Source organism: Azospirillum sp. (genome assembly GCF_035628975.1).
GTDB lineage: Bacteria > Pseudomonadota > Alphaproteobacteria > Azospirillales > Azospirillaceae > Azospirillum.
Window position 1 is genome coordinate 51,873 of record NZ_DASPIS010000057.1, and the last position, 21,045, is coordinate 72,917.

A 21,045-nucleotide genomic window follows, 5' to 3' on the forward strand; every position below is an offset into this window, starting at 1 on the left:
AGGAGACCGCAATGCCCAGCTATCCCGCCGCCTACCAAGCCAGCAAAGGGTCTGCGCTCGACGTCGACCGCGCCTTCTACGGGCGCATCGGGTCGCAGACCGAGGGGCGGGAAGTGGTGGACAGCTTCGTGGTGCCGATCCGCTCCGGCCGTGCCTGGACCGTGCCGGCGGGCCATGTCTTCCGCATCGTCACCGTCGAGGGGCCGCAGGTCGCGGACCTGAACATCTGGAACCGTCACAACCCGCGCGAACGCTTTTGGGCCTCGCGCACGCGGCAGCTCCAGCAGGCGCATGTCAGCACCTTCGACCGGCTGTGGTCGACGCTGCCCTATCTGCGGCCGCTGGCGACCATCACCCACGACACGCTGGCCGATTACGGCATCGACGAGTATGGCGGCCGGGTCCACGACCTGCTGGGCACGCGCTGCGATCCCTATGTCAACCGCATGCTGACGGGCGAGGATTTCCACCACCATTGCCATTCCAACCTGACCCGCGCCGTCGCCCCCTATGGCCTGACCGAGTTCGACGTGCATGACGTGTTGAACGTCTTCCAAGTCACCGGGCTGAACGCCGAGGACAAATATTTCATGAAGGCCTGCCCGGCCAAAAAGGGCGACTTCTTGGAATTCTTCGCCGAGATCGACCTGCTCTGCGCCCTGTCCACCTGCCCCGGCGGCGACCTCAGCGTGCCGCTGTGGGGGCCGGACGCCCGCGACCCGCTGGAGGTCTGCCGCCCGCTGGGCGTCGAGGTCTACCGGCTCGACCCCGCCCTGCTGGAGGGCTGGTCTTCCCCGGAGGTCGCGGCCTATCGCGGCAACCACGGCATGACGCTGCCGACGCCCTCCTGGGAGCGGAAGGACCCGGCGTAACGGAGGGGGCTCGATGCCGACGATCCTGCTGACCGGCTTCGAGCCCTTCGGAGGGGAGGCCGTCAACCCGTCCTGGGAAGCGGTGCGGCAACTCGACGGCTGGGAATGCCGGGGCCACTGCGTCGCCGCAAGGCTGATGCCCTGCGTGTTCGGCGCGTCGCTCGACGCGCTCGACCTTGCGGTGGCGGAGACGGATCCGCTGGCCCTGCTCGGCGTCGGGCAGGCGCAGAGCCGGGCGGAGCTGTCGCTGGAACGGGTTGCCGTCAACCTGGACGACGCCCGCATTCCCGACAATGCCGGCAACCAGCCGGTGGACGCGCCGGTGGTGGCGGGCGGTCCGGCGGCCTATTTCGCCAGCCTGCCGGTGAAGGCCATCGCCGCCGCCCTGCGCGACGCCGGCATCCCCGCCGCCCTGTCGCACAGCGCCGGCAGCTTCGTCTGCAACCATCTGTTCTACGGCGCCTGTCATCTGCGGGCTACCCGGCGCCCGGCCATGCGCGTCGGCTTCCTGCACATTCCGCTGGCCCCCGAACAGGCGGTGCGCCACCCGGGATCCCCGTCGATGGCGATCGAACAGGTGGTGGCCGGCCTGCGCATAGCGGTGGAGACCATACTGACGACGGCGGAGGACCGGTACGAGGTGGCGGGCACCCTGGAGTAACGGCCTACTCCACCTCGGTCAGCAGCCAGTCCTTGAAGCGGCGCACGCGGCGCGCCCGCTCCGCACCGGGCGCGTGGGCGATCAGGTAGCAGCCGCGCGGGCGCAGGGTCTCCGCCATCGGCTGGACCAGCCGGCCCGATGCCACATCGTCGCCCACCAGGAATACCGGCAGCAGCGCCACCCCCATGCCGGCCGACGCCGCTTCGATGATCATGAAGAAATGTTCGAAAGCCAGCGACAGCGCGGCCTCCGGCAGGGTCAATCCGAAGGCGGAGAGATAGACGCGCCAGGAATCGGGCCGGGTGGTGTGCTGCAGCAGCCGGTGATGCGCCAGATCGGCCGGGTGGCGCAGCGGCGGCCCCTGCTCCAGCAGCGAGGGCGCGCAGAAGACGCCCATCGTCTCCGGCATCAGCGTCGCCATCTCCGCCCCCGGCCAGTCCTCCACGCCATAGCGGATGGCGACGTCGATCCGCTCCTTGGCGAAATCGACGCGATGCTCGCCGATGCTGACCTCGACCTGGATGTCCGGATTTTCGGCCTGGAAGCGCTTCAATCGCGGGATCAGCCAGCGCTGGGTCAGGGTCGGCAGCGCGCTGACCCGCAGCACCCCGCCGTCCTGCGCACGGGCCGCCCTGGCAGCCGCCGCGATGCGGTCGAGCGCCGCCGACGCCTCGCCATAGAAGGCGGCCCCGGTCGGCGTCAGTTCGATGCCCCGGCCGACACGGCGGATCAACTCCACGCCCAGATCGGCCTGCAGGGTCTGCATCATGCGGCTGACGGCGCCCTGGGTCACCGCCAGTTCGTCGGCCGCCTTGGTGAAGCTGAGATGGCGGGCCACCGCGACGAAGCTGCGGACGGCGTTGAGCGACGGCAGGACGCGGTCTGGCATGGGGCGAACCGACTCATGAGTTGAACTCATAAATCTCCGCCTGAGAACTCGTTTGTCAAGTCTGGAGGGATCGGGTCTGCTGGGGACACCAACAGCCATGTGCCAACCGTTCCCGAAAGGCCACGCCCCCATGACGACGACGCTGACGCCCTTTCACATCGCTTTCCCGGTCGACGATCTGGCCGCCGCCCGCCATTTCTACGGCACCGTGCTCGGTTGCCCGGAGGGGCGCAGCAGCGACGAGTGGATCGACTTCGACCTGTTCGGACACCAGATCGTCGCCCATCTGAAGCCGCGAGACCCCAACGCCGCTCCGGCCCACCACAATCCGGTGGACGGCCACGACGTGCCGGTGCCGCATTTCGGCGTCGTGCTGCAGCCCGCCGACTGGGACGCGCTGGCCGAAAAGCTGAAGGCCGCCGGGGTAAAGTTCGTGATCGAGCCCTACACCCGCTTCAAGGGGCAGGTGGGCGAACAATCCACCATGTTCTTCCTCGACCCCGCCGGCAACGCCCTGGAGTTCAAGGCCTTCGCCGACATGTCGCAGCTGTTCGCCAAGTAAGTCGCCAACTAAGCGGCAAAAGCAGACGGAAGAAGCAAACGGGAAGAACCCTCCCCCGGGATGGCGGGGGAGGGTCAGGTGAGCGCAATGGACAGGCGGGTTACTGGTTCGCGGCAGCCGCGACCGCGCCGGCCCCGGCCAACTCGCCGCCGATGCCGTTGTTCAGCGCCCAGATGGCGGCCTGGGTGCGGTTCGATGCGTTGATCTTGCGCAGCAGGCTCTTCAGGTGAACCTTCACGGTTGCTTCCGTGATGTTCAGATGGTTGGCGATCATCTTGTTGCTGTCGCCGTTCAGCAGGCAGCGCAGGATCTGCACCTCGCGCTGGGACAGGCCCTTGCGCGACACCGGCATCTCGGTGCCGTTGCCGTTGACGCGGCCGGAGATCAGCAGAGCTGCCAGATGAGTCGGGAACACCTTCTCGCCCATCATCACCAGCTTCAGCGACTGGGCGAGCGCGTCGGACGACAGATCCTTCATCAGATAGCCGTCGGCGCCGGCCTCCAGCGCATTCGCGAGGCGGCGGGTGCAGAGGTCGCTGGTCAGGATGACCATGCGGGTGTCCGGCAGCAGGGCACGCAGACGGCGCATCCCTTCCGCTTCCTCGTCGCCGCCATTCTGCAGGTCGAGGAGAAGGAGCTGTGGCTTCAGGCCGTTTTCGACCGAACCCAGCGCCTCGCGCAGATTTCCCGCCTCCGCGAGGATCTGGAAGGGCGAATCGTCAAGGAGGCGCTTCAGCCCCTCGCGAAACAGCTTGTTCGAGTCGATAAGAAAAGCGCGCACTGTGTCCATTGTCCGCTCCCGCAATTTTGAACCGAGCATCATCAGGTGATGGCCGACGGTTGGGCCGGTGGTGGCCGCTGCACGAAGGAAGATCCCGACGCATTGGCGACTGGCCGATTACCCCTCGACAGCTTCGGCAGGCCGTTATTTAGGGGGAGGTTACCCCCGTGTCGTGTCCTACGGTACCACTCTCCGGAGTTAAAAGAAGAACGCATTGGGCATATGCGCAAAGCCTCCCCAAGATTTCCGGATCCAAAGATATCACAGCAGCGAACATTACAGTGTGCGAAAGCGTTAACTGTTTTGTTAACCACCACTTATTTGCGTATGGCTGCGCCTCATAAGCGAGCTATGCCGCATTTTTCTCACACGAAGTTGAAGTCACGGCTCCTGCGGTGGTGATGCCAACAGATAACCCGAATGGAGACCCCCACCATTCGATATAGGGAACAACCCGGCCATGGTCGTACGGCTTGACCAGGACCGGCCGCGCATGCGCTTTTCCATGCTGCCTCCCCGATGGCGGGGATGGGCCGAAGACGATGTTGGGCAGGGTCGAGACTGGAATGGGCTGGCAGATCATCGCCGCCGCAGTGGCGGGCTATCTGGCGCTGCTGGGGCGGAGCGCCTGGAAGCAGGGGGAATTCCGCCAGTTCCTGCGCAGCCTCGCCATCGTCGCCGTCCTCTGCGCCCTGTTGGCCGGTACGGTCGCGGTGGCGATGATGCTGGACCGGACGTAGAGAAGCGCACCACCCCCTCGAGGCACATACGAACCCGCACAAACGAAAAGGGCGCCGGCGGTCTCCCGCCGACGCCCCTGTTCTTCGCCCGCAGCCGATCAGCTGAGCGGGATCGCCACGAAGCGCAGGTCGCCCTTGCGGTCGACCAGGAGCAGGACGGACTTCTTGCTCTGCTCCTTGGCCTTCTGGACCTTGGCGGTGACGTCCTCCGGCTTGCGGACCTCTTCCTGCCCGACTTCCAGGATGACGTCGCCGGCGCGCAGGCCCTTCTCCGCGGCGGTGGAGTTTCCGGCCACCTCGGTGACGACCACGCCCTTCAGGTCGGGCTTGATCTCGAACTGCTGGCGCAGTTCCGGGGTGATGCCGGTCAGCTTCATGCCGAGCGATTCGGTCGGCTTCTGGGCCGGGGCCTTGTCCTTCGGCTGCTGCTTCTCGTCCGGATTGGCGGCGAGCAGGCCCTGCTCTTCCGCGGCTTCCAGTTCGCCGACCTTGACCTGCATGGTCTGGGCCTTGCCCTTGCGCCAGACCTCGACCGGAACGGCCCGGTCGATCGAGGTTTCGGCGACGACGCGCGGCAGGCGCCGCATTTCGTCGATTTCCTTGCCGTCGAACTTCGTCACCACGTCACCGGCCTGGATGCCGGCCTTGGCGGCCGGGCCGTCCGGGGTGACGGAGGCGACCAGCGCGCCCTTGTGGCCGGGCAGGCCGAGGCTCTCGGCGATCTCCGGCGTGACCGCCTGGATGCGCACGCCCAGCCAGCCGCGGCGGGTCTTGCCGTATTCCTTCAGCTGCGCCACCACCTGCTTGGCCAGGTTGGACGGGATGGCGAAGCCGATGCCGACCGACCCGCCCGACGGCGAGAAGATGGCGGTGTTGATGCCGATGACCTCGCCGTTCAGGTTGAACATCGGGCCGCCGGAATTGCCGCGGTTGATCGAGGCGTCGGTCTGCAGGAAATCGTCATAGGGACCGGCATCGATGTTGCGCTGGCGCGCCGAGATGATGCCGGCGGTAACCGAACCGCCCAGGCCGAACGGGTTGCCGATCGCCAGCACCCAGTCGCCGACGCGCATGGCGTCGCTGTCGCCGAAGGGCACCGCGACCAGCGGGTGGCTGGTCTTGATCTTCAGGAGCGCGAGGTCGGTCTTGCTGTCCTTGCCGACCAGCTCCGCCTTGATGTTGGTGTCGTCCTGCAGGATGACGGTGATCTCGTCGGCGTCCTGAACGACGTGGTTGTTGGTGACCACATAGCCGTTCTTGGCGTCGATGACGAAGCCGGAACCCAGCGAGGTCGCCTTGCGCTGCGGCTGGTCCTGCTGTTGCTGACGGTCGAAGAAGTCCCGGAAGAAATCCTCGAAGGGCGAGCCCGGCGGGAATTGCGGGATCTCCGGCCGCGGCCCCTGCGGACGCTGCGGCGCGCTCTGGCTGGTGGAGATGTTGACGACCGCCGGCAGCAGCTTTTCCGCCAGATCGGCGAAGCTGCCGGGCGCGTTGCGGTTGGGCGTCGCCGCCTGGGCCTGGGCCGGTGCGGCACCGGCGAAGGCGCCGATGACGGCGCCGCCGCCGATGACCGACGTCATGCCCCAGACGATGGCGGCGACCAGCGGCCGGACGCCCGCCTTACGCGGCCGGGCCCCGGCCACGGCGCCCCGCGCGGCGGGTTCGAATTTGGGTATGCGAATCAACGTGGTCTCCCTACCAGACGTCCGGCCGGTTCCATGGACGGGAGCGGCCGCCCAGTTCTGGGCCATATATGTGTTGGTCCAAGAGTATGGCCGCAAGATGGCGTGCCGGTCCAGTCGGCACCAGCGGAAATCACAGGCCCGCCGATTTCTTTCCACAGCTGCCGCGCACCTTGGGCCCGGCAAAGCAACGGCCGGATCGGGGGAAACCCCGACCCGGCCGCTTGCCGTTCGTATGCGGACCTTCGGCCTTACTGCGCCGGAGCGGCCGCAGCGGCAGGCGGAGCCGCCTGGGGAGCCGCTTGCGCGGCGGCCGGAGCGCCCCCCGCCTGCGGACCCGGACCGCTGAAGTAGCGGAAGAACTCGCCGTTCGGCGACAGCACCATGGTGGTGTCGTTACCGTTCAGCGACTTCCGGTACGCCTCCAGCGAGCGGTAGAAGCCGTAGAAGCCGGGGTCCTGCGACGTCGCCTCGGCGATCAGCTTCAACGCGCTGTTGTCGCCTTCGCCTCGCAGGATCTGCGCGTCGCGCTGGGCCTCGGCGATGATCACCGTGCGTTCGCGTTCGGCGCGCGACTTGATCTGCTGCGACTGCTCCTGGCCCTGGGCTCGCGCCTCGGACGCCTCGCGTTCGCGCTCCGACCGCATGCGGGCGAAGATCGACTGGCTGGTCTCCTCCGGCAGGTCGGCGCGGCGGATGCGCACGTCGACGATCTCGATGCCGAAGCGCTTGGCCTCGTCGTTCACCTGCCCCTTGATGTCGGTCATGATGCGGGCACGCTCGTCCGACAGGACGGCCAGCACCGTGACGTTGCCGAGCACGCGGCGCAGCGCCGAGTTGACGATGGAGTTCAGGCGGGTTTCGGCCACCGCCTCGGTCCCGGCGGTCTGGTAGAAGCGCAGCGGGTCCTGGATGCGGTAGCGGGCGAAGGCGTCGACGTCCAGGCGCTTCTGGTCGGCCAGGATCACCTGCTCCACCGGCGGATCGAGATCGAGCACGCGGCGGTCGAGAAGGCGGACCTCCTGGATGAAGGGGATCTTGGCCTGCAGGCCCGGCTCCTGGATCACCCGGCGCGGTTCGCCGAACTGCAGGATCAGCGCCTGCTGGGCCTCGTTGACGGTGAACAGGGACGACGAGGCGATGATGCCGAGGGCGACGATGCCGATGCCGGCGATGGCGAGGGTGCGGTTCATGATGCGATCCTCCTCACTGGCCGGACATCAGCGGGTTCTGCGGCAGCGACGACAGCGGCTGGGGCTGCGTCTGCGTGCCGGGCCGCGGCCCGCCCTGGTTGCCGCCGGAATTGGCCGGCGGAGCCTGGCGCGGAGCCTGCTGCGGGGCCGGGGTGGCGTTCGGGGCCAGCTGGTTCAGCGGCAGGTAGGGCACGACGTTCTGCGCCGACCCGTCCACGATGATCTTGTTCCGGCCGCGGAAGATCTCCTCCATCGTCTCCAGATACATGCGCCGCGCGGTGACGTCCTTGTTCAGCGCATAGGCCTCGTACACCTTGCGGAAGCGGTCGGCGTCACCCTGCGCCAGGCTGACCACCTGCTCGCGATAGGCCGACGCCTCCTGCACCAGTCGTTCCGCCTCGCCGCGGGCGCGCGGGATGATGTCGTTGCGGTAGGCTTCCGCCTCGTTGCGGGCGCGTTCGCGGTCGGCGCGGGCGCGCTGCACGTCGTTGAAGGCGTCGATGACCGGCTGCGGCGGATCGGCCTTCTGCAGCTGGACCTGGGTGATCTCGATGCCCGACTGGTATTCGTCCAGCATGGTCTGGAGCAGCTGGCGGGTCGAGGTTTCGATCTGCTGGCGGGCCTCGGTCAGGGCGGGCTGCAGGTCGGTGCGGCCGATGACCTCGCGCATCGCGCTTTCGGCGGCCTTCTTCACCGTCGATTCCGGATCGCGGATCTTGAACAGGTAGTTGCCGGCGTCCTTGATGACCCAGAACACCGTGAAATCGATGTCGACGATGTTCTCGTCACCGGTCAGCATCAGCGATTCGTCCGGCACGTCGCGGTCGTTGCGGCCGCCGCCGGCGGAGGAGCGGTAGCCGACCTCGATCCGGTTGACGCGCGTGACCTTCGGCAGCAGCACCGTCTCGATCGGCGACGGCAGGCGATACCGCAGGCCGGGCTGTTCGGTGCGCGTCCATTCGCCGAACCGCAGGACCACGCCCTGCTCGTCCGCCTCGACGCGATAGATGCCGCTGGCAAGCCAGATCAGCGCGAGCACGCCCACGACCAGCGCCACGCCCCGGCCGCTGCCGAAGCCGCCGGGCATGGCGCGGCGCAGCCGGTCCTGGCTCCGGCGCAGGAGATCCTCAAGGTCGGGAGGCTGCGGGCCGCCGCCACCGCCGCCATTTCCCCCGCCCTGGGGCCGGCCCCACGGGTTGCCCGGGCCGTTGTTGCCCGGCGGGGGACCCCAGGGACCGCCACCGCCGCCCCCTCCTTGATTGTTCCACGGCATCCGAGTGAGTCCCCCTTACTTTGCGATTCGTCCCATGATGTGGAAGCGCAATGGCATGGCCCCGCGCCTCCCTTTACCGATGTCCTCCGTCGGTCCTATAGTCCCCCATACCCTTCGGCAAGGATTCCACCAACGGATATCCGCCAATATCGGGAAGATAGCGGAGTTTTCAACCATGGCGCAGATCAGCGAAGCTCAAGTCATGCAGGCGCTGAAGACCGTCGTCGACCCGGACCGGGGCGGCGACATCGTCAGCTTGGGCATGTTGTCGGGCCTCGTGGTGCGTGACGGCCATGTCGCCTTCTCCATCGAGGTCGACCCCAAGCGCGGCGCCCAGGCGGAGCCGCTGCGCCACGCCGCCGAGAAGGCTGTGGACGCGCTGCCCGGCGTCCTGTCGGTCACCGCCGTGCTGACCGCCCACCGGGCGGCTCCCCAGGCCGCACCGCAGCAAGGCCATTCGCATGGCGGGCATGGCCATTCCCATGGCCACTCCCATGGCGCGGCGCCGCAGGGTGATCCGCAGAAGCCGCTGGTCCCCGGCGTGAAGGCCATCGTCGCCGTCGCCTCGGGCAAGGGCGGCGTCGGCAAATCGACGACCTCGGCCAACCTCGCGCTGGCGCTCGCCGCCAACGGGCTGAAGGTCGGGCTGCTCGACGCCGACATCTACGGCCCGTCGATGCCGCGCATGATGGGCATCGCCGGCCGCCCCAACAGCCCCGACGGCAAGCGCCTGGAGCCGATGGAGAATTACGGCGTCAAGGTCATGTCCATGGGCTTCCTGGTGGCCGAGGACACGCCGATGATCTGGCGCGGGCCGATGGTGATGAGCGCGCTGCAGCAGATGCTGCGCGACGTCAACTGGGGCACGCTCGACATCCTGGTGGTGGACATGCCGCCGGGCACCGGCGACGCCCAGCTGACGATGGCCCAGCAGGTGCCGCTGGCCGGTGCGGTGATCGTCTCCACCCCGCAGGACATCGCGTTGCTGGACGCCCGCAAGGGGCTGAACATGTTCCGCCGCGTCGATGTGCCGGTGTTGGGCATCATCGAGAACATGAGCTATTTCTGCTGCCCCAACTGCGGCCACCGCACCGACATCTTCAGCCACGGCGGCGCCCGCAAGGAAGCCGACACCCTGGGCATGGAGTTCCTGGGCGAGATCCCGCTGCACCTGTCGATCCGCGAGACCTCCGACCAGGGCCAGCCGATCGTGGTGTCGCAGCCGGAGTCCGAGCACGCCCAGTCCTACCGCCGCATCGCCACCCGCCTGTGGGAAAAGATCGGCGGCGGCACCGGCGGCCGTGCCGCGCCGCGCATCGTGGTGGAGTGAGGGGCGCGGGGGTGCTTCACCGGGTGCCCCCTCCCCATCCCTCCCCCGCCCTCGGCCGGCCGAAGGCCGGTCCGATCGCGGTGGAGGGGGTAGGAGCTTTGCAAAGGGCGGCGGTAGTTCCCTCTCCCTCGAAGAGGGGGAGGGTTAGGGTGGGGGCAATCGAAGCCGACCCTCACCCATACCGACGCAGCGCCTCCACCGTCAGCCCCAGGCCGACGGAGCCGAAGATGTTGCCCTCCACCACCCGTGCGCCCGGCGCCTCGGCCAGGATCGCCGCGCGCACCTGCGGCAGCAGCGTGGAGCCGCCGGTCAGGAACACCGCGTCGATGCGGTCGGCGGTGACCCCCGCCTCGGCCAGACAGTCGCGGATGCGGCTTCCAATGCGCGCCGCCAGCGAGCCGGTGGCGCGGTTCAGCGCCTCCCGGTCCACCGCCAGGGCGAGTTCGCCGTCGCCCCAGTCCAGCGCCAGATCCGCCGCGTCGTGGTCCGACAAGGCGATCTTGGTGCGCTCCACCGCCATGGCCAGCGCGTGGCCCTGCCGGTGCTCGACCACGCCGATCAGGCGCTCGATCTTGTCCTGCTCGGCGGAGTCGCGCTGCAGGCGCTCCAGTTCGGCCATCGCCTTGGCTGTGTAGAGGAAGTTGATCTTCGACCAGGTCGCCAGATCGAAATAGATGCTGCGCGGCGCCAGCAGCCCGGCGCGCTTCATGGCGCTGCCCAGCCCCAGTTCCGGCATCGCGGTGGCAAGGCTGAGGTCGCGGTCGAAATCGGTGCCGCCGACACGGATGCCGTCGTTGGCCAGGATGTCGCCGGCCCGATCGGCCTTGCCGCGCCGCTCCGGCCCGATGCGCACGACCGAAAAGTCGGAGGTGCCGCCGCCGATGTCGGCGATCAGCGCCAGTTCCTCCCCCGCCACCTGCTGCTCGTAATCGAGCGCGGCGGCGATGGGTTCGAACTGGAAGGAGACGTTGCGGAATCCGGCGGCCCGCGCGATCTGACCCAGCGTCTCCTCCGCCGCGGCGTCGCCGGCCGGGTCGCCGTCGACGAAATGGACCGGACGCCCGACCACCACGTCGCCCAGCTCTCCCCCCAGCGCCTGTTCGGCCCGCGCCTTCACCAGATCGAGGAAGGTGCCGATCACCGCGCGGAAGCTGATGCGGCCCTTGCGCAAGGCGGTGTCGGCGTCGATCAGGTCGGTGCCGAGCATCGACTTGATGGAGCGCATCAGCCGCCCTTCCACCCCCGACACATAGGCGTCGATGGCCTCCTGGCCGATGGTGGTCCGGTCATGCTCGAAATCGAAGAACACCGCCGTCGGCAGGGTGGTGCGCACGCCGTCCAGCGCCAGAAGCCGGAAGCCGCCGGCGTCCTGCACGCCCAGCGTCGTGTTCGAGGTGCCGAAATCGAGTCCGCACGCCGTCATGTCCCGCCTCCTGCCCGGATGACCGCTGCGGCCACCCGCCGCACCGGAAAAGGGGCGAGCGTATAACGGCTCCCGACCGCGGGATCAAGCACCCTGCCGGACTACCGGATGCGGCATCACCAGACGTGCCGCGTCCGCCCGTTGCCCAGCGGACGGCTGGCCAGCACGACCGGCAGCAGGAACAGGGTCAGGTTGGTCCAGGAGAAGGGACGGCGCGGCGGCTTCGGTTCGATCCAGCCGCCGCTGGCGCCCTGATATTCCGGCATCGCGGTCATCACGCCGCCCGACGTGGCGGGGGCGGAGCGGTTCTGGAACATGTCCCGCTCGATGGTGTGGGCGAGAGCCCGCTCGGTCAGCTGCGGGGCCATGGCGTTGCTGACGGCGGCGATGCGGCCCTCGGTGCCGACGAAGCGTTCGCGCTCGGGGTTGCGGGCCAGCGACAGGATACCGGCGGCGACCTCCTCCGGCGGATGGATGGGGTTCAGCGGCTTGACCGCACGGCCGGTGTAGTTGGCGGCATGCTGCCACAGCGGCGTGTCGATGGAAGCGGGCATGACCATGCAGACATGGATGTCCGGCTCGTCCACCAGTTCCTGGCGCAGCGATTCGGTGAAGCCGCGCACCGCGAATTTCGCCGCGGTATAGGGGGTGGCATAGCGCTGGCCGATGTTGGACACCATCGACGCGGTGTTGATGATGATCCCCTCCCCGCGGTCGAGGAAATGGGGCAGCACGGCGCGGCAGCCATGGACGGTGCCGAGGAAATCGGTGCGCACCACCTGCTCGAACACGTCCTCGGGGATGTCCTCGAACCGGCCGAAGGCGATGACGCCGGCATTGTTCACCCAGATGTCGATGCCGCCGAAAGCCTCGACGGCGCGGTCGGCCAGATGCTGCATGGCGCGCTGGTCGGTGACGTCGGTCGGGACCACCATCGCCCGGCCGCCGGCCTCCACGCATTCCTCCGCCACCTCGTGCAAGGCCGCCATCCGCCGGGCAGCCAGGATCACCGCGGCGCCCTGGCGCGCGAACTCCAGCGCGGTCGCCCGCCCGATGCCGCTGGACGCGCCCGTGATGACCACCACCTTGTCGTCAAGACGCTTCGCCATGACCGCAATCCTTTCGTCGAAATCCCGTCGTTGGGCCGTACAACAGCGCGGCTTGAGGAAAATCTCGGGGTCTGGAGAAGCTGGCGCGAACCGGCTACAGTCACAGGCGGAGTAAGGATTTCGTCCTCAACCATCGTGGAGCGGGCCCGGTGCCGGCGAGAGAGCTTGACGTGAAGGGGCTGCATTGCCCGTTGCCCATCCTGCGCACCCGGGCTCTGCTGGACCGCATGGAACCGGGGGAGGAACTGGTGGTCCATGCGACCGACCCGGCCTCAGTCATCGATTTCAAGCATTTCTGCAACACGACCGACAACGCGCTGCTGTCGCACGAGACCCAGCCGGACGAGGTCCACAAGACCGTCTTCGTCTACCGCATCCGCCGGGGCGGCTGAGGCATCCGTTCTTCCCCTCCCCGCCGATCCGCGAAAGGTTCCACCCCGATGCCGCTTCCCCCCGCCTCCCCGCCGCCCCTGCGTCCCGGCGCCGTGATCCACGGCCCCGGTTCGTACGGCGTCGACGCGCTGCTGGACGGCTTCACGGCGGAGCTGAAGCGGCGCGGCTTCCGCGTCGGCGGGCTGATCCAGCGCAACCACGGGCCGGGCGACGACTGCGCGGAACGGATGGAGCTGGTCGATGTCGCGACCGGCCACGCCTATGACATCACCCAGCGGCTGGGGCGGGAATCGCAGTCCTGCCGCGTCGATCCGACAGGGGTCGCGGAGGCCAGCCAGGCCATCCGCGATGCGGTCGCCTCGAATGTCGACCTGCTGGTGGTCAACAAGTTCGCCGGGCTGGAATCGCATGGGGACGGCCTGTCGGACGAGATGCTGACTGCCATCGCCGAAGGCATCCCGCTGCTGACCAGCGTCGGCAGCCGCTATCTCAACGAATGGCAGGCCGCCACCGGCGGCTTCTGCGACCTGCTGTCGCCGACCGCCGACGCGCTGTGGCGCTGGTGGGGGCCGCAGCGGATGTACCCGGATCTGGCGCGGGGCGTCGCCGACGCCGAGGTCCGCCGCGTCGTCACCGGCGACAAGTGGGTCCTGGTGGAAACCGACGAAGGGCTCGGCGTTGCCGCCCGGCAGGCGCCTGCGGCTGACGGCGATGCCCGGCGCTGGACCGGCCGGTCCTTGCGCGATCTCGCCGCCATGGCCGCGCAATCCTGGGATCCCCTGGAGATCGCGGTGGGCGTCGCGGCCCTGAACGCCCACTACAATCGGCCGGACGTGACCGGCGTGCCCGGCAATGGGCTGGACCTGTTCGCCTCGGTGGAGGGGCGCGTCGTGGTCGTCGGCGGCTTCCCGCAGGTCGCCCGCCGGATGCCGCGCGCCCAGGTGATCGACATGACCCCGCAGGAGGGCGAGCATCCGGAGGCGGCCTGCGACTGGCTTCTGCCGGGCGCGGAGGCGGTGGCCGTTACCGCGTCGGCCTTCGCCAACCGCACCCTGCCCCGCCTGCTGCGGGTGTCGGCCGGGGCGCGGGTGGCGATGATCGGCCCCGGCACGCCGCTGACCCCGCGCCTGTTCGACTACGGCGTCGACGTGCTGGCCGGCTTCGTCGCCATCGACCGCGAAGCGGTGGTCCGCACCATCGCCTGCGGCGGCGGCTCGCGCGATTTTCATCCCCATGGCCGGATGGTCACGCTGCACCGGCCACCCCACTCTTAACAGAACAAGAAAACCGGAGGAGTAGAGACCCCATGGCCGATCTGGACCACCAGACCCGCATCGAACTGGAAGCCGCGGCCTTCCGTGGCCTGGTCGAGCACCTGCGCAAGCGCACCGACGTGCAGAACATCGACCTGATGAACCTCGCCGGCTTCTGCCGCAACTGCCTGTCCAAATGGTATGCGGCGGCGGCCAAGGAGCGCGGCGTCGCGCTGTCCGACGAGGACGCCCGCATCGCCGTCTACGGCATGCCCTATTCCGAATGGAAGCAGAAGCACCAGAAGGACGCCACCCCCGAACAGCAGCAGAAATTCGAGGACACCAAGCCGCTGCACGCGGAGATCAGCGGGCACCGGTAAGGCGCGGCGGTGGGAAGCAAGCCCCCGCCCCTCCCATGCTGACGCATGGGAGGGGCGGGGCACCGGCTCAGGCGCTGATCGAAAAGGGCTGCACCACCGCCTGGAACTCCGCCATCGCCTCGCAGGCGTCGGAATGGGCGGCAATCGCCGGCCAGCGCGCGCGGTCGAAGACCTGCGGATGCGCTTCGCCGACGAAGCGCAGCGCGCATCCCGCGGCGATGTCGGCATGGCCGATCCGCTCGCCGAACCACCAGGGTCCCGCCGCGGCGGCACGGTCGGCCTCCAGAACGTCGAGGACGGCGCCGATCTGGCCGGTGCAGCGCTCCACCCACAAATCCGACCGCTCCTTGTGCAGGACCCGTTCATAGACGAGGCTGACCGCCTTGTCCGCCAGCCCGGTCGACAGCGCGCAGAGCTTAAGCGCCCGGCGCCGCTCCGCACCCCGGCGGGCGATCAGCGCCCGGTCCGGCCCGGCGGTCTCGTCGAGATGGTCGAGGATGGCGCCGCTCTCGATCAGCACCTCCCCGTCGTCCAGCACCAGCGTCGGCACGCGCTTCAACGGGTTGAAGCGCGCGAGCTCCGCTCCGTCGGAGAAGACCGACCAGGGCCGGTGCTCGTAGGCCATGCCGTAGAGCCGCAGAGCGACGGCGACGCGGCGGACGAAGGGCGAGTCATACTGTCCGATCAGGATCATCGACGGTTCCCCAGGGTGATGCTGGACCACGCCACATATCCTAAACCGGATCGTTCCCGCGGACGCATTCTGATGGCGCGGTTCAGTCCCGCGCCACGATGGGGGTCAGCTTGTAGCGGGCGGCGATGGTCTCCAGCCGGCCGTCGGCCTTGATGGCGGCGACGAAGGCGTTGACCCGCTCCAGCCACGCCGCGTCGCCCGGCGCCACCGCATAGGCATAGGGCGTCGGCTGGACCGGCATGTCCGGGACGATCAGCCGTGCCCAGGGATGGAAGGCCAGCATGCGCTGACCATAGGGATAATCGGTCAGAAACGCGTCGGCGCGGCCGGCCTGCACCTCCTCCTCGCGCTCCTGCGGGCGGGTGACGGCGACGATGCGGGCGGCCTTCATCGCGCTGCGGGCGTAGCCGTCCATATAGGTGTCCTTCTGCACCGCCACGACATTGCCGCCGCGGTCCAAATCCTCCCAGCGGCGGATGGTGTCGTTGGTCTGGGTGGTCACCGCATAGATGCCGCTGCGCAGATAGGGCTGGCTGAAGGCCACGCGCTGCGCCCGCGCCGGGGTGGCGCCGATGGCGAACATGCCGATGTCGCAGCGGTCGGCCAGCAGATCGTCGATGAAGCGGGGAAAGCTGCTCTCCACCACCGCCAGCTGCACGCCGAGATCGTCGGCAAAGGCCTGCGCCAGTTCGGCGTCCAGCCCCTCCAGCGCGCCGGTCCGCGGATTCCGGAACGAGATCGCGTAGTAATCAGGCCAAGAGCAGACACGAAGTTGCTTCTGCGCTGCAATTTTCTGAAGTCTCCCATCCTGCGCCATTGCCGGAGCGGTGTTGCCGACAGCCAGAAGGACCAGAATTGTGCAGCAGACAGCCCAAAGGATCCGCGTCGCCATGTCACACCTTTCGTTAACCACTCGACCCTGTTCTTCATCATCGCCGCGCAATGCCATGCGGCGGGAGCGGCATCTTAGCATCGACCGGTTGCAAGCGGCAGTGGATGCTTGGCGTATGGTCCGCGTACCTGCTATTGTCACGAGTGCCAACGTCGGCCAGGCACCGGGCCGTGTGCGGATGACCGCGCCTGCCCGACCCAACCGTTCGACCACACCTGACCGTCCGGAACGCAAGCCCTGTCCTCGCCCCCAGCAAAAGCGGATCTGATGGGTCTTTTCCAGAAGCGCGGCGGCATCATCGCCTTTGCCCTTCTGGCCGTCTTCGCCCTGCTGGTCAACCAGGGACAGCAGCTGAGCGCCGCGCGCAAGGCGGCGCTCGACACCGCGGAGATCAATCTCGCCAGCCTCGCCGCGGCGCTGGAGGTGTCGACCACCCGCACGGTGCAGTCGGTTGACGTCACATTGTCGGCGATCGTCGATTCCCTGTCCGACGCCAGCTGGACGGGCGAGGATGGCCTGCCCGGTGCCGATCTGGCGGCGCTTCTGACCGACCGGCTGCGGCGGTCGCCGCACCTGCGGGGCCTGACCCTGCTGGACCGCACCGGCCGCATCCTGGCCACGACCGAGGGCGCGCATCCCGCCGACGCCTACCTGACGGAGTTGGACGCCTTCCGCCTGCAGGCCGCCGGCCAGGGCAGCGGGCTGGTGATCGGCGATCCGCGGCCGGGACGCGGCCTGCTGGACCGTGCGGCGGGGGGCGAGCGGTCCGGGCGCTGGCTGCTGCCGATGAGCCGTGCGCTCCGCGATGCCGACGGCATGCTGCAGGCGGTGGTCGTCGCCACCGTCAATCCCGACTATTTCCAGGGGCTGTACCGCGCGGTCCAGGGCGGCGACGCGGCCGGGGTGGGCGACCGCATCGCGCTCTATCGCTATGACGGCACGCTGCTGACCGTCCAGCCGCAGGCGGGGGAGGAGATCGGCCGCTCCTTCGCCGCGACGCCGCTGTTCCGCGAGCGCCTGCCGCAGGCCGAGTACGGCGTGTTCCGCCATTCCGGCACCGATATCGGCGCCGGTCCCGACACGCGCATCGTCGCTTACCGGACGACACCGGTCTGGCCGCTGGTGCTGACGGTCAGCGTGCGGCAGGACGCCGTGCTTGTGAGCTGGCGCGACAATCTGTGGATGGCGACCCTGCTGTCGGGCGGCATGATCCTGCTGCTCGGGCTGTTCGGCCTGCTGCTGGCGCGGTCGCTGGCCGCCCAGCGCCGCCAGGGCGAGGAGTTGGAGGAGGCGAACGCCCGCCTGTCCGCCATCGTCGACACCGCGGCGGAGGGCATCGTCACCGCCCGGCCCGACGGGGTGATCGAAGCCGCCAATCCGGCCGCCCACGCCATCTTCCGCTGCGCGCCGGGCGGGCTGGTCGGCCGGCCGGTGACGGGCCTGCTGCCGGCCGACAAGCGCGAGGCCACCGCCCGCACCCTGTCGGAGATCGCGCGAGGCGGCCGCCCGATGGACACCTCCATCCGCGGAGAGACCATGGCGATGAGGCCGGTGGCGCAAGCGGAGAAGGCGGAGGGCGAAGAGAGCTTCCCGCTGGCCTACTCCATGGCGCTGGTGAAGACCGCGGCCGGGCCGCTCTACGCCGCCATCCTGCGCGACCTGACGGAAGAGAAGCGGCTGGAGCACACGCTGCGCGACGCCAAGGAGCGGGCGGAGGACGGGCAGCGCATCAAGATGGAATTCCTCGCGACGATGAGTCACGAGATCCGCACGCCGATGAACGGGGTGATCGGCATGGCCGGGCTGCTGCTCGACACGCCGATGGAGGCGGAGCAGCGCACCTATGCCGAAACCATCCGCGATTCCGCCGAATCGCTGCTGGTCATCATCAACGACATCCTGGATTTCTCGAAGATCGATGCCGGCCGCCTGGATCTGGAGGTCGGCGAATTCGAACTGGTGCCGATGGTCGAAAGCGTGGCGGAAATCCTGGCGCCGCGCGCGGCGGCCAAGGGGCTGGACCTGGCCAGCTTCGTGCCGCCCGGCCTGCGCGGCACCCTGCTGGGCGATGCCGGGCGGCTGCGGCAGATCCTGCTGAACCTCGCCGGCAACGCGGTGAAGTTCACCGACAGCGGCAGCGTCACCATCCTGCTGGGCGAGGAGCCGGCAGATCCCGGCCAGCCGGCGGGGGACGGCGTCCGCGTCCGGTTCGAAGTGCGCGACACCGGCATCGGCATCCCCGAGGAGGAACGCCCCCGCCTGTTCGCCATGTTCACCCAGGTCGATTCGTCCCCCGCGCGGCGTCATGGCGGCACCGGCCTGGGGCTGGCGATCTGCAAGCGGCTGGTGGAACTGATGGGCGGCCGCATCGGGGTGGAGAGCCAGCCGGGCGCCGGCAGCACCTTCTGGGTGTCGATCCCGCTGAAGCGCGGCGCCGGCAGCGCCCATCCCCCGACTCCCGCCGGCAACTGGGCCGGGCGCCGCCTGCTGCTGGTCGACGACATCGCGGTCAACCGCGACCTGCTGACCCGGCAGCTGGACGGCTTCGGCATCGTGACCGAGACCGCGGAGAACGGCGAGCAGGCGCTGGACCGTCTGGTCGCCGCCGCTCTTGCGGGCCGTCCGTTCGACGCCGCGATCCTCGACCACCGCATGCCGGGCCTGACCGGGCCGGAGGTGGCGCAACGCATCCGCTCCATCCCGGCGCTGGCCGGGATCCGTCTGGCGCTGGCCTCCTCCCAAAGGCTGGAGGGGCAGGAACCGGAGCGGGCACCCGTCGACACCCATCTGCCGAAGCCGATCCGCTTCAGCACGCTCTGCCAGTGCCTCGCCCGCCTGCTGGAGCCGCAATCGGGGCTGGGCCGATCAGGATCGGAGGCGAAAGCCGCGGAGCCGGTGCCTGACTGGCCGGCACCCGCGCGGAACGGCAATGTCGTCCCTCTCCCCACCCGGACCCCGGCCGGTCCGGCGGCTCAGCCCGACGGCAAGCCGCGGGTCCGCGTGCTGGTGGCGGAGGACAATCCCGTCAACCAGCAGCTGACGCTGGCGCTGCTGCGCCGTGCCGGCCACAGCGCGGAGGCGGTGTCCAACGGCGAGGAGGCGGTGGAGGCGGTGGAGGCCCGCCGCTACGATCTGGTGCTGATGGACGTCCAGATGCCGGTGATGGACGGGCTGGAGGCGACGCGGCGCATCCGCCGGCTGTCCGGCCCGGCCACGCGCATTCCCATCGTGGCGCTGACCGCCAACGCCATGCAGGGCGACGCCGCCATCTGCCTGGAGGCCGGCATGGACGATTATCTGTCCAAGCCGATCAATGCCCGCAAGCTGCTGGACACCATCACCCGCTTCGTGAAGCCGGCCGGGGGGGAGGATGGCGGCCCCGGCGGCGAGACCGCCGGCCCGCCATCCTCTCCGCCGGCCGAACCGGAACCGGCCACCGTCAACGCGGAGAAGATCGAGGAACTGCGCGACGCCCTGGGCAAGGACGGCTTTGCTCTGCTGCTGGAAACCTTCTTCAGCGACAGCCCCATGCATCTCGACTTGCTGCGCGGCGCCATCGACCGCGGCGACTGCACCGACATCGAGCGGGAGGCGCATATCCTGAAGGGCTCCGCCGCCAATGTCGGCTTCGACCGGCTGGCCGCCACCGCCCATCATCTGGTCACCGCCGCCCGCCGCCGCGACCAGGATGCGCTCACCCCCGCCGCCGGTGCCCGCGTCACGGAGGAACTGGAGGCCGCCCGGCGGGCGGCGGCGGCGCTGGAGGTACCCGTCGGCTGAAACGCGCCTTACCCGGATCGCGAATCATGCTGCGGCGCAATGCCGCCGGTGATTGTGCGATAGGCGCAGTTTCAGTAAAATGCAGCGGATTTCATCCTCTCCCTGTCGAGAACCGCTGGAGCCAAGCCGACCATGGCCGATGCCGTCACCGCTCTGGTCGTCGATGACGAGGAAATGACCCGCGCCATCGTCGCCGGGTATCTGTCCCGCATCGGTTACCGGACGCTGGAGGCGGAGACCGTGGCGCAAGCCTGGGAGATCCTGTCGGCCAACGGGGCGGCGATCCATGTGGTGCTGCTCGACCGCCGCCTGTCCGACGGCGACGGGCTCGAGCTGTACGAACGGATGAAGGGCGTGCCGGAGTTGGCCGGCATCCCCGTCATCGTGCAGACTATCTCCGACAGCAGCGCGGAGATCGCGGCGGCGATCCGCGCCGGGGTGTTCTATTACCTGATCAAGCCCTATGACGGGGCGCTGCTGCGGTCCGTCGTCCGCGCGGCGGAGGAGACGACCGGCCGGCTGAAGAGCCTGCAGGGCGACCTGCGCTCCCGCTCCGACGCCATCGCGCTGCTGCGCGACGCGCGTTTCCGCTTCCGCACCCCGCAGGAGGCGCAGAACCTCGCCATCGCCCTGTCGTCGGTCGCCTCCACCGGGCACAGCCTGACCTTCGGCCTGTCGGAAATCCTGGTCAACGCGGTGGAGCACGGCAATCTCGGCATCGGGTTCGAGGCGAAGGGCCGGCTGAAGGCCAGCGGCATGCTGTCCCGCGAGATCGAAGCCCGGCTGGCCTCGTCCGAGCACCGCGACAAATACGCCACCCTGCATGTGGAGCGCAGCGACAGCCGCGTCATCTTCACCGTCACCGACATGGGACCGGGTTTCGATTTCAACCGCTATCTGTCGGTCGATGCCACCCAATCGCACGCCACCCACGGCCGCGGCATCGCATTGGCCCGCATGGTCGGGTTCGACCAGCTGACCTTCGTCGGCACCGGCAACCGGGTGGTGGGGATCGTCAATCTGGACCGGAGCCAGGGCGGGGAGTAGCGGTTGGAGTGCGATCGGTTCGGACGGAAACGTCTGAAGCGTGATCGCACGGAAAATTGAAAGGCCAGAGTCCATCAGATGCTCCACTAAG

General features: G+C 68.9%; 19 protein-coding genes. 10 read left to right on the forward strand and 9 right to left on the reverse strand.

The window, feature by feature from the left end; translation table 11 throughout:
* Window positions 1-11: 11 nt before the first annotated feature.
* Window positions 12-872, forward strand: a complete 861-nt coding sequence (locus tag VD964_RS12995) for an urea carboxylase-associated family protein (RefSeq protein WP_324868999.1) — start codon at window positions 12-14, stop codon at window positions 870-872.
* Between the two features lie 13 nt (window positions 873-885).
* Window positions 886-1,533 carry a pyroglutamyl-peptidase I gene (gene pcp, locus VD964_RS13000; RefSeq protein ID WP_324869000.1) on the forward strand — a complete coding sequence of 216 codons (648 nt, stop codon included), beginning with the start codon at window positions 886-888 and terminating at the stop codon, window positions 1,531-1,533.
* A 4-nt stretch (window positions 1,534-1,537) separates the two neighbouring features.
* Here pcp and VD964_RS13005 read toward each other — a convergent pair whose 3' ends face one another.
* Complete coding sequence (locus VD964_RS13005) at window positions 1,538-2,422, reverse strand: LysR substrate-binding domain-containing protein (protein ID WP_324869001.1); 885 nt, start codon at window positions 2,420-2,422, stop codon at window positions 1,538-1,540.
* Window positions 2,423-2,552: 130 nt separating this feature from the next.
* On the opposite strand from VD964_RS13005, the gene VD964_RS13010 reads away from it, so the two are divergent.
* Window positions 2,553-2,984: a VOC family protein gene (locus VD964_RS13010; RefSeq protein ID WP_324869002.1), complete on the forward strand. Its 432-nt coding sequence runs from the start codon at window positions 2,553-2,555 to the stop codon at window positions 2,982-2,984.
* Between the two features lie 100 nt (window positions 2,985-3,084).
* Here the strand turns inward: VD964_RS13010 and VD964_RS13015 are convergent, their stop codons facing one another.
* Window positions 3,085-3,774 carry a LuxR C-terminal-related transcriptional regulator gene (locus tag VD964_RS13015; RefSeq protein WP_014189689.1) on the reverse strand — a complete coding sequence of 230 codons (690 nt, stop codon included), beginning with the start codon at window positions 3,772-3,774 and terminating at the stop codon, window positions 3,085-3,087.
* 533 nt (window positions 3,775-4,307) lie between these two features.
* On the opposite strand from VD964_RS13015, the gene VD964_RS13020 reads away from it, so the two are divergent.
* Window positions 4,308-4,505: a hypothetical protein gene (locus VD964_RS13020; protein ID WP_324869003.1), complete on the forward strand. Its 198-nt coding sequence runs from the start codon at window positions 4,308-4,310 to the stop codon at window positions 4,503-4,505.
* 98 nt (window positions 4,506-4,603) lie between these two features.
* Here VD964_RS13020 and VD964_RS13025 read toward each other — a convergent pair whose 3' ends face one another.
* The 3 genes from VD964_RS13025 to hflK all read right to left on the reverse strand — a co-directional run bounded on the left by VD964_RS13025 (window position 4,604) and on the right by hflK (window position 8,653).
* Entirely contained in the window at window positions 4,604-6,085 is a 1,482-nt protein-coding gene (locus tag VD964_RS13025) for a DegQ family serine endoprotease (protein ID WP_409017840.1), read from the reverse strand.
* Between the two features lie 353 nt (window positions 6,086-6,438).
* Window positions 6,439-7,380, reverse strand: a complete 942-nt coding sequence (hflC, locus tag VD964_RS13030) for a protease modulator HflC (RefSeq protein WP_324869004.1) — start codon at window positions 7,378-7,380, stop codon at window positions 6,439-6,441.
* A gap of 13 nt (window positions 7,381-7,393) precedes the next feature.
* The gene (hflK, locus tag VD964_RS13035) at window positions 7,394-8,653 is read right to left on the reverse strand and encodes an FtsH protease activity modulator HflK (protein WP_324869005.1); all 1,260 of its coding nucleotides are present in this window, start codon (window positions 8,651-8,653) and stop codon (window positions 7,394-7,396) included.
* A gap of 175 nt (window positions 8,654-8,828) precedes the next feature.
* Here hflK and apbC point away from each other — a divergent pair, with 175 nt between their 5' ends.
* A complete protein-coding gene (apbC, locus tag VD964_RS13040) occupies window positions 8,829-9,983 on the forward strand; it encodes an iron-sulfur cluster carrier protein ApbC (RefSeq protein ID WP_324869006.1) in 1,155 nt (384 codons plus the stop codon).
* 172 nt (window positions 9,984-10,155) lie between these two features.
* Here the strand turns inward: apbC and VD964_RS13045 are convergent, their stop codons facing one another.
* Both VD964_RS13045 and VD964_RS13050 read right to left on the reverse strand, forming a co-directional pair.
* Window positions 10,156-11,406: an Hsp70 family protein gene (locus VD964_RS13045; RefSeq protein WP_324869007.1), complete on the reverse strand. Its 1,251-nt coding sequence runs from the start codon at window positions 11,404-11,406 to the stop codon at window positions 10,156-10,158.
* 116 nt (window positions 11,407-11,522) lie between these two features.
* Entirely contained in the window at window positions 11,523-12,515 is a 993-nt protein-coding gene (locus tag VD964_RS13050) for an SDR family oxidoreductase (protein ID WP_324869008.1), read from the reverse strand.
* A 170-nt stretch (window positions 12,516-12,685) separates the two neighbouring features.
* Here VD964_RS13050 and VD964_RS13055 point away from each other — a divergent pair, with 170 nt between their 5' ends.
* Genes VD964_RS13055 through VD964_RS13065 form a run of 3 tightly spaced genes read left to right on the forward strand, consistent with a single transcriptional unit; the run spans window position 12,686 to window position 14,541 of the window.
* Window positions 12,686-12,907 carry a sulfurtransferase TusA family protein gene (locus VD964_RS13055; RefSeq protein WP_310115298.1) on the forward strand — a complete coding sequence of 74 codons (222 nt, stop codon included), beginning with the start codon at window positions 12,686-12,688 and terminating at the stop codon, window positions 12,905-12,907.
* A gap of 48 nt (window positions 12,908-12,955) precedes the next feature.
* On the forward strand, window positions 12,956-14,182 hold the full coding sequence (locus VD964_RS13060) for a DUF2478 domain-containing protein (protein WP_324869009.1): 1,227 nt from the start codon (window positions 12,956-12,958) through the stop codon (window positions 14,180-14,182).
* Between the two features lie 32 nt (window positions 14,183-14,214).
* Entirely contained in the window at window positions 14,215-14,541 is a 327-nt protein-coding gene (locus tag VD964_RS13065; RefSeq protein ID WP_014189699.1) for a DUF1244 domain-containing protein, read from the forward strand.
* Between the two features lie 67 nt (window positions 14,542-14,608).
* Here VD964_RS13065 and VD964_RS13070 read toward each other — a convergent pair whose 3' ends face one another.
* Window positions 14,609-15,235, reverse strand: coding sequence for a glutathione S-transferase family protein (locus VD964_RS13070; protein ID WP_324869010.1), 627 nt, complete (start codon window positions 15,233-15,235; stop codon window positions 14,609-14,611).
* 82 nt (window positions 15,236-15,317) lie between these two features.
* Window positions 15,318-16,127 (reverse strand): ABC transporter substrate-binding protein, encoded by an 810-nt coding sequence (locus tag VD964_RS13075; RefSeq protein ID WP_324869011.1) that lies wholly within the window; start codon window positions 16,125-16,127, stop codon window positions 15,318-15,320.
* Between the two features lie 267 nt (window positions 16,128-16,394).
* Here VD964_RS13075 and VD964_RS13080 point away from each other — a divergent pair, with 267 nt between their 5' ends.
* Both VD964_RS13080 and VD964_RS13085 read left to right on the forward strand, forming a co-directional pair.
* Window positions 16,395-19,907, forward strand: coding sequence for a response regulator (locus VD964_RS13080; RefSeq protein WP_324869012.1), 3,513 nt, complete (start codon window positions 16,395-16,397; stop codon window positions 19,905-19,907).
* A 132-nt stretch (window positions 19,908-20,039) separates the two neighbouring features.
* Window positions 20,040-20,954 (forward strand): response regulator, encoded by a 915-nt coding sequence (locus tag VD964_RS13085; protein WP_324869013.1) that lies wholly within the window; start codon window positions 20,040-20,042, stop codon window positions 20,952-20,954.
* Window positions 20,955-21,045 lie beyond the last annotated feature (91 nt).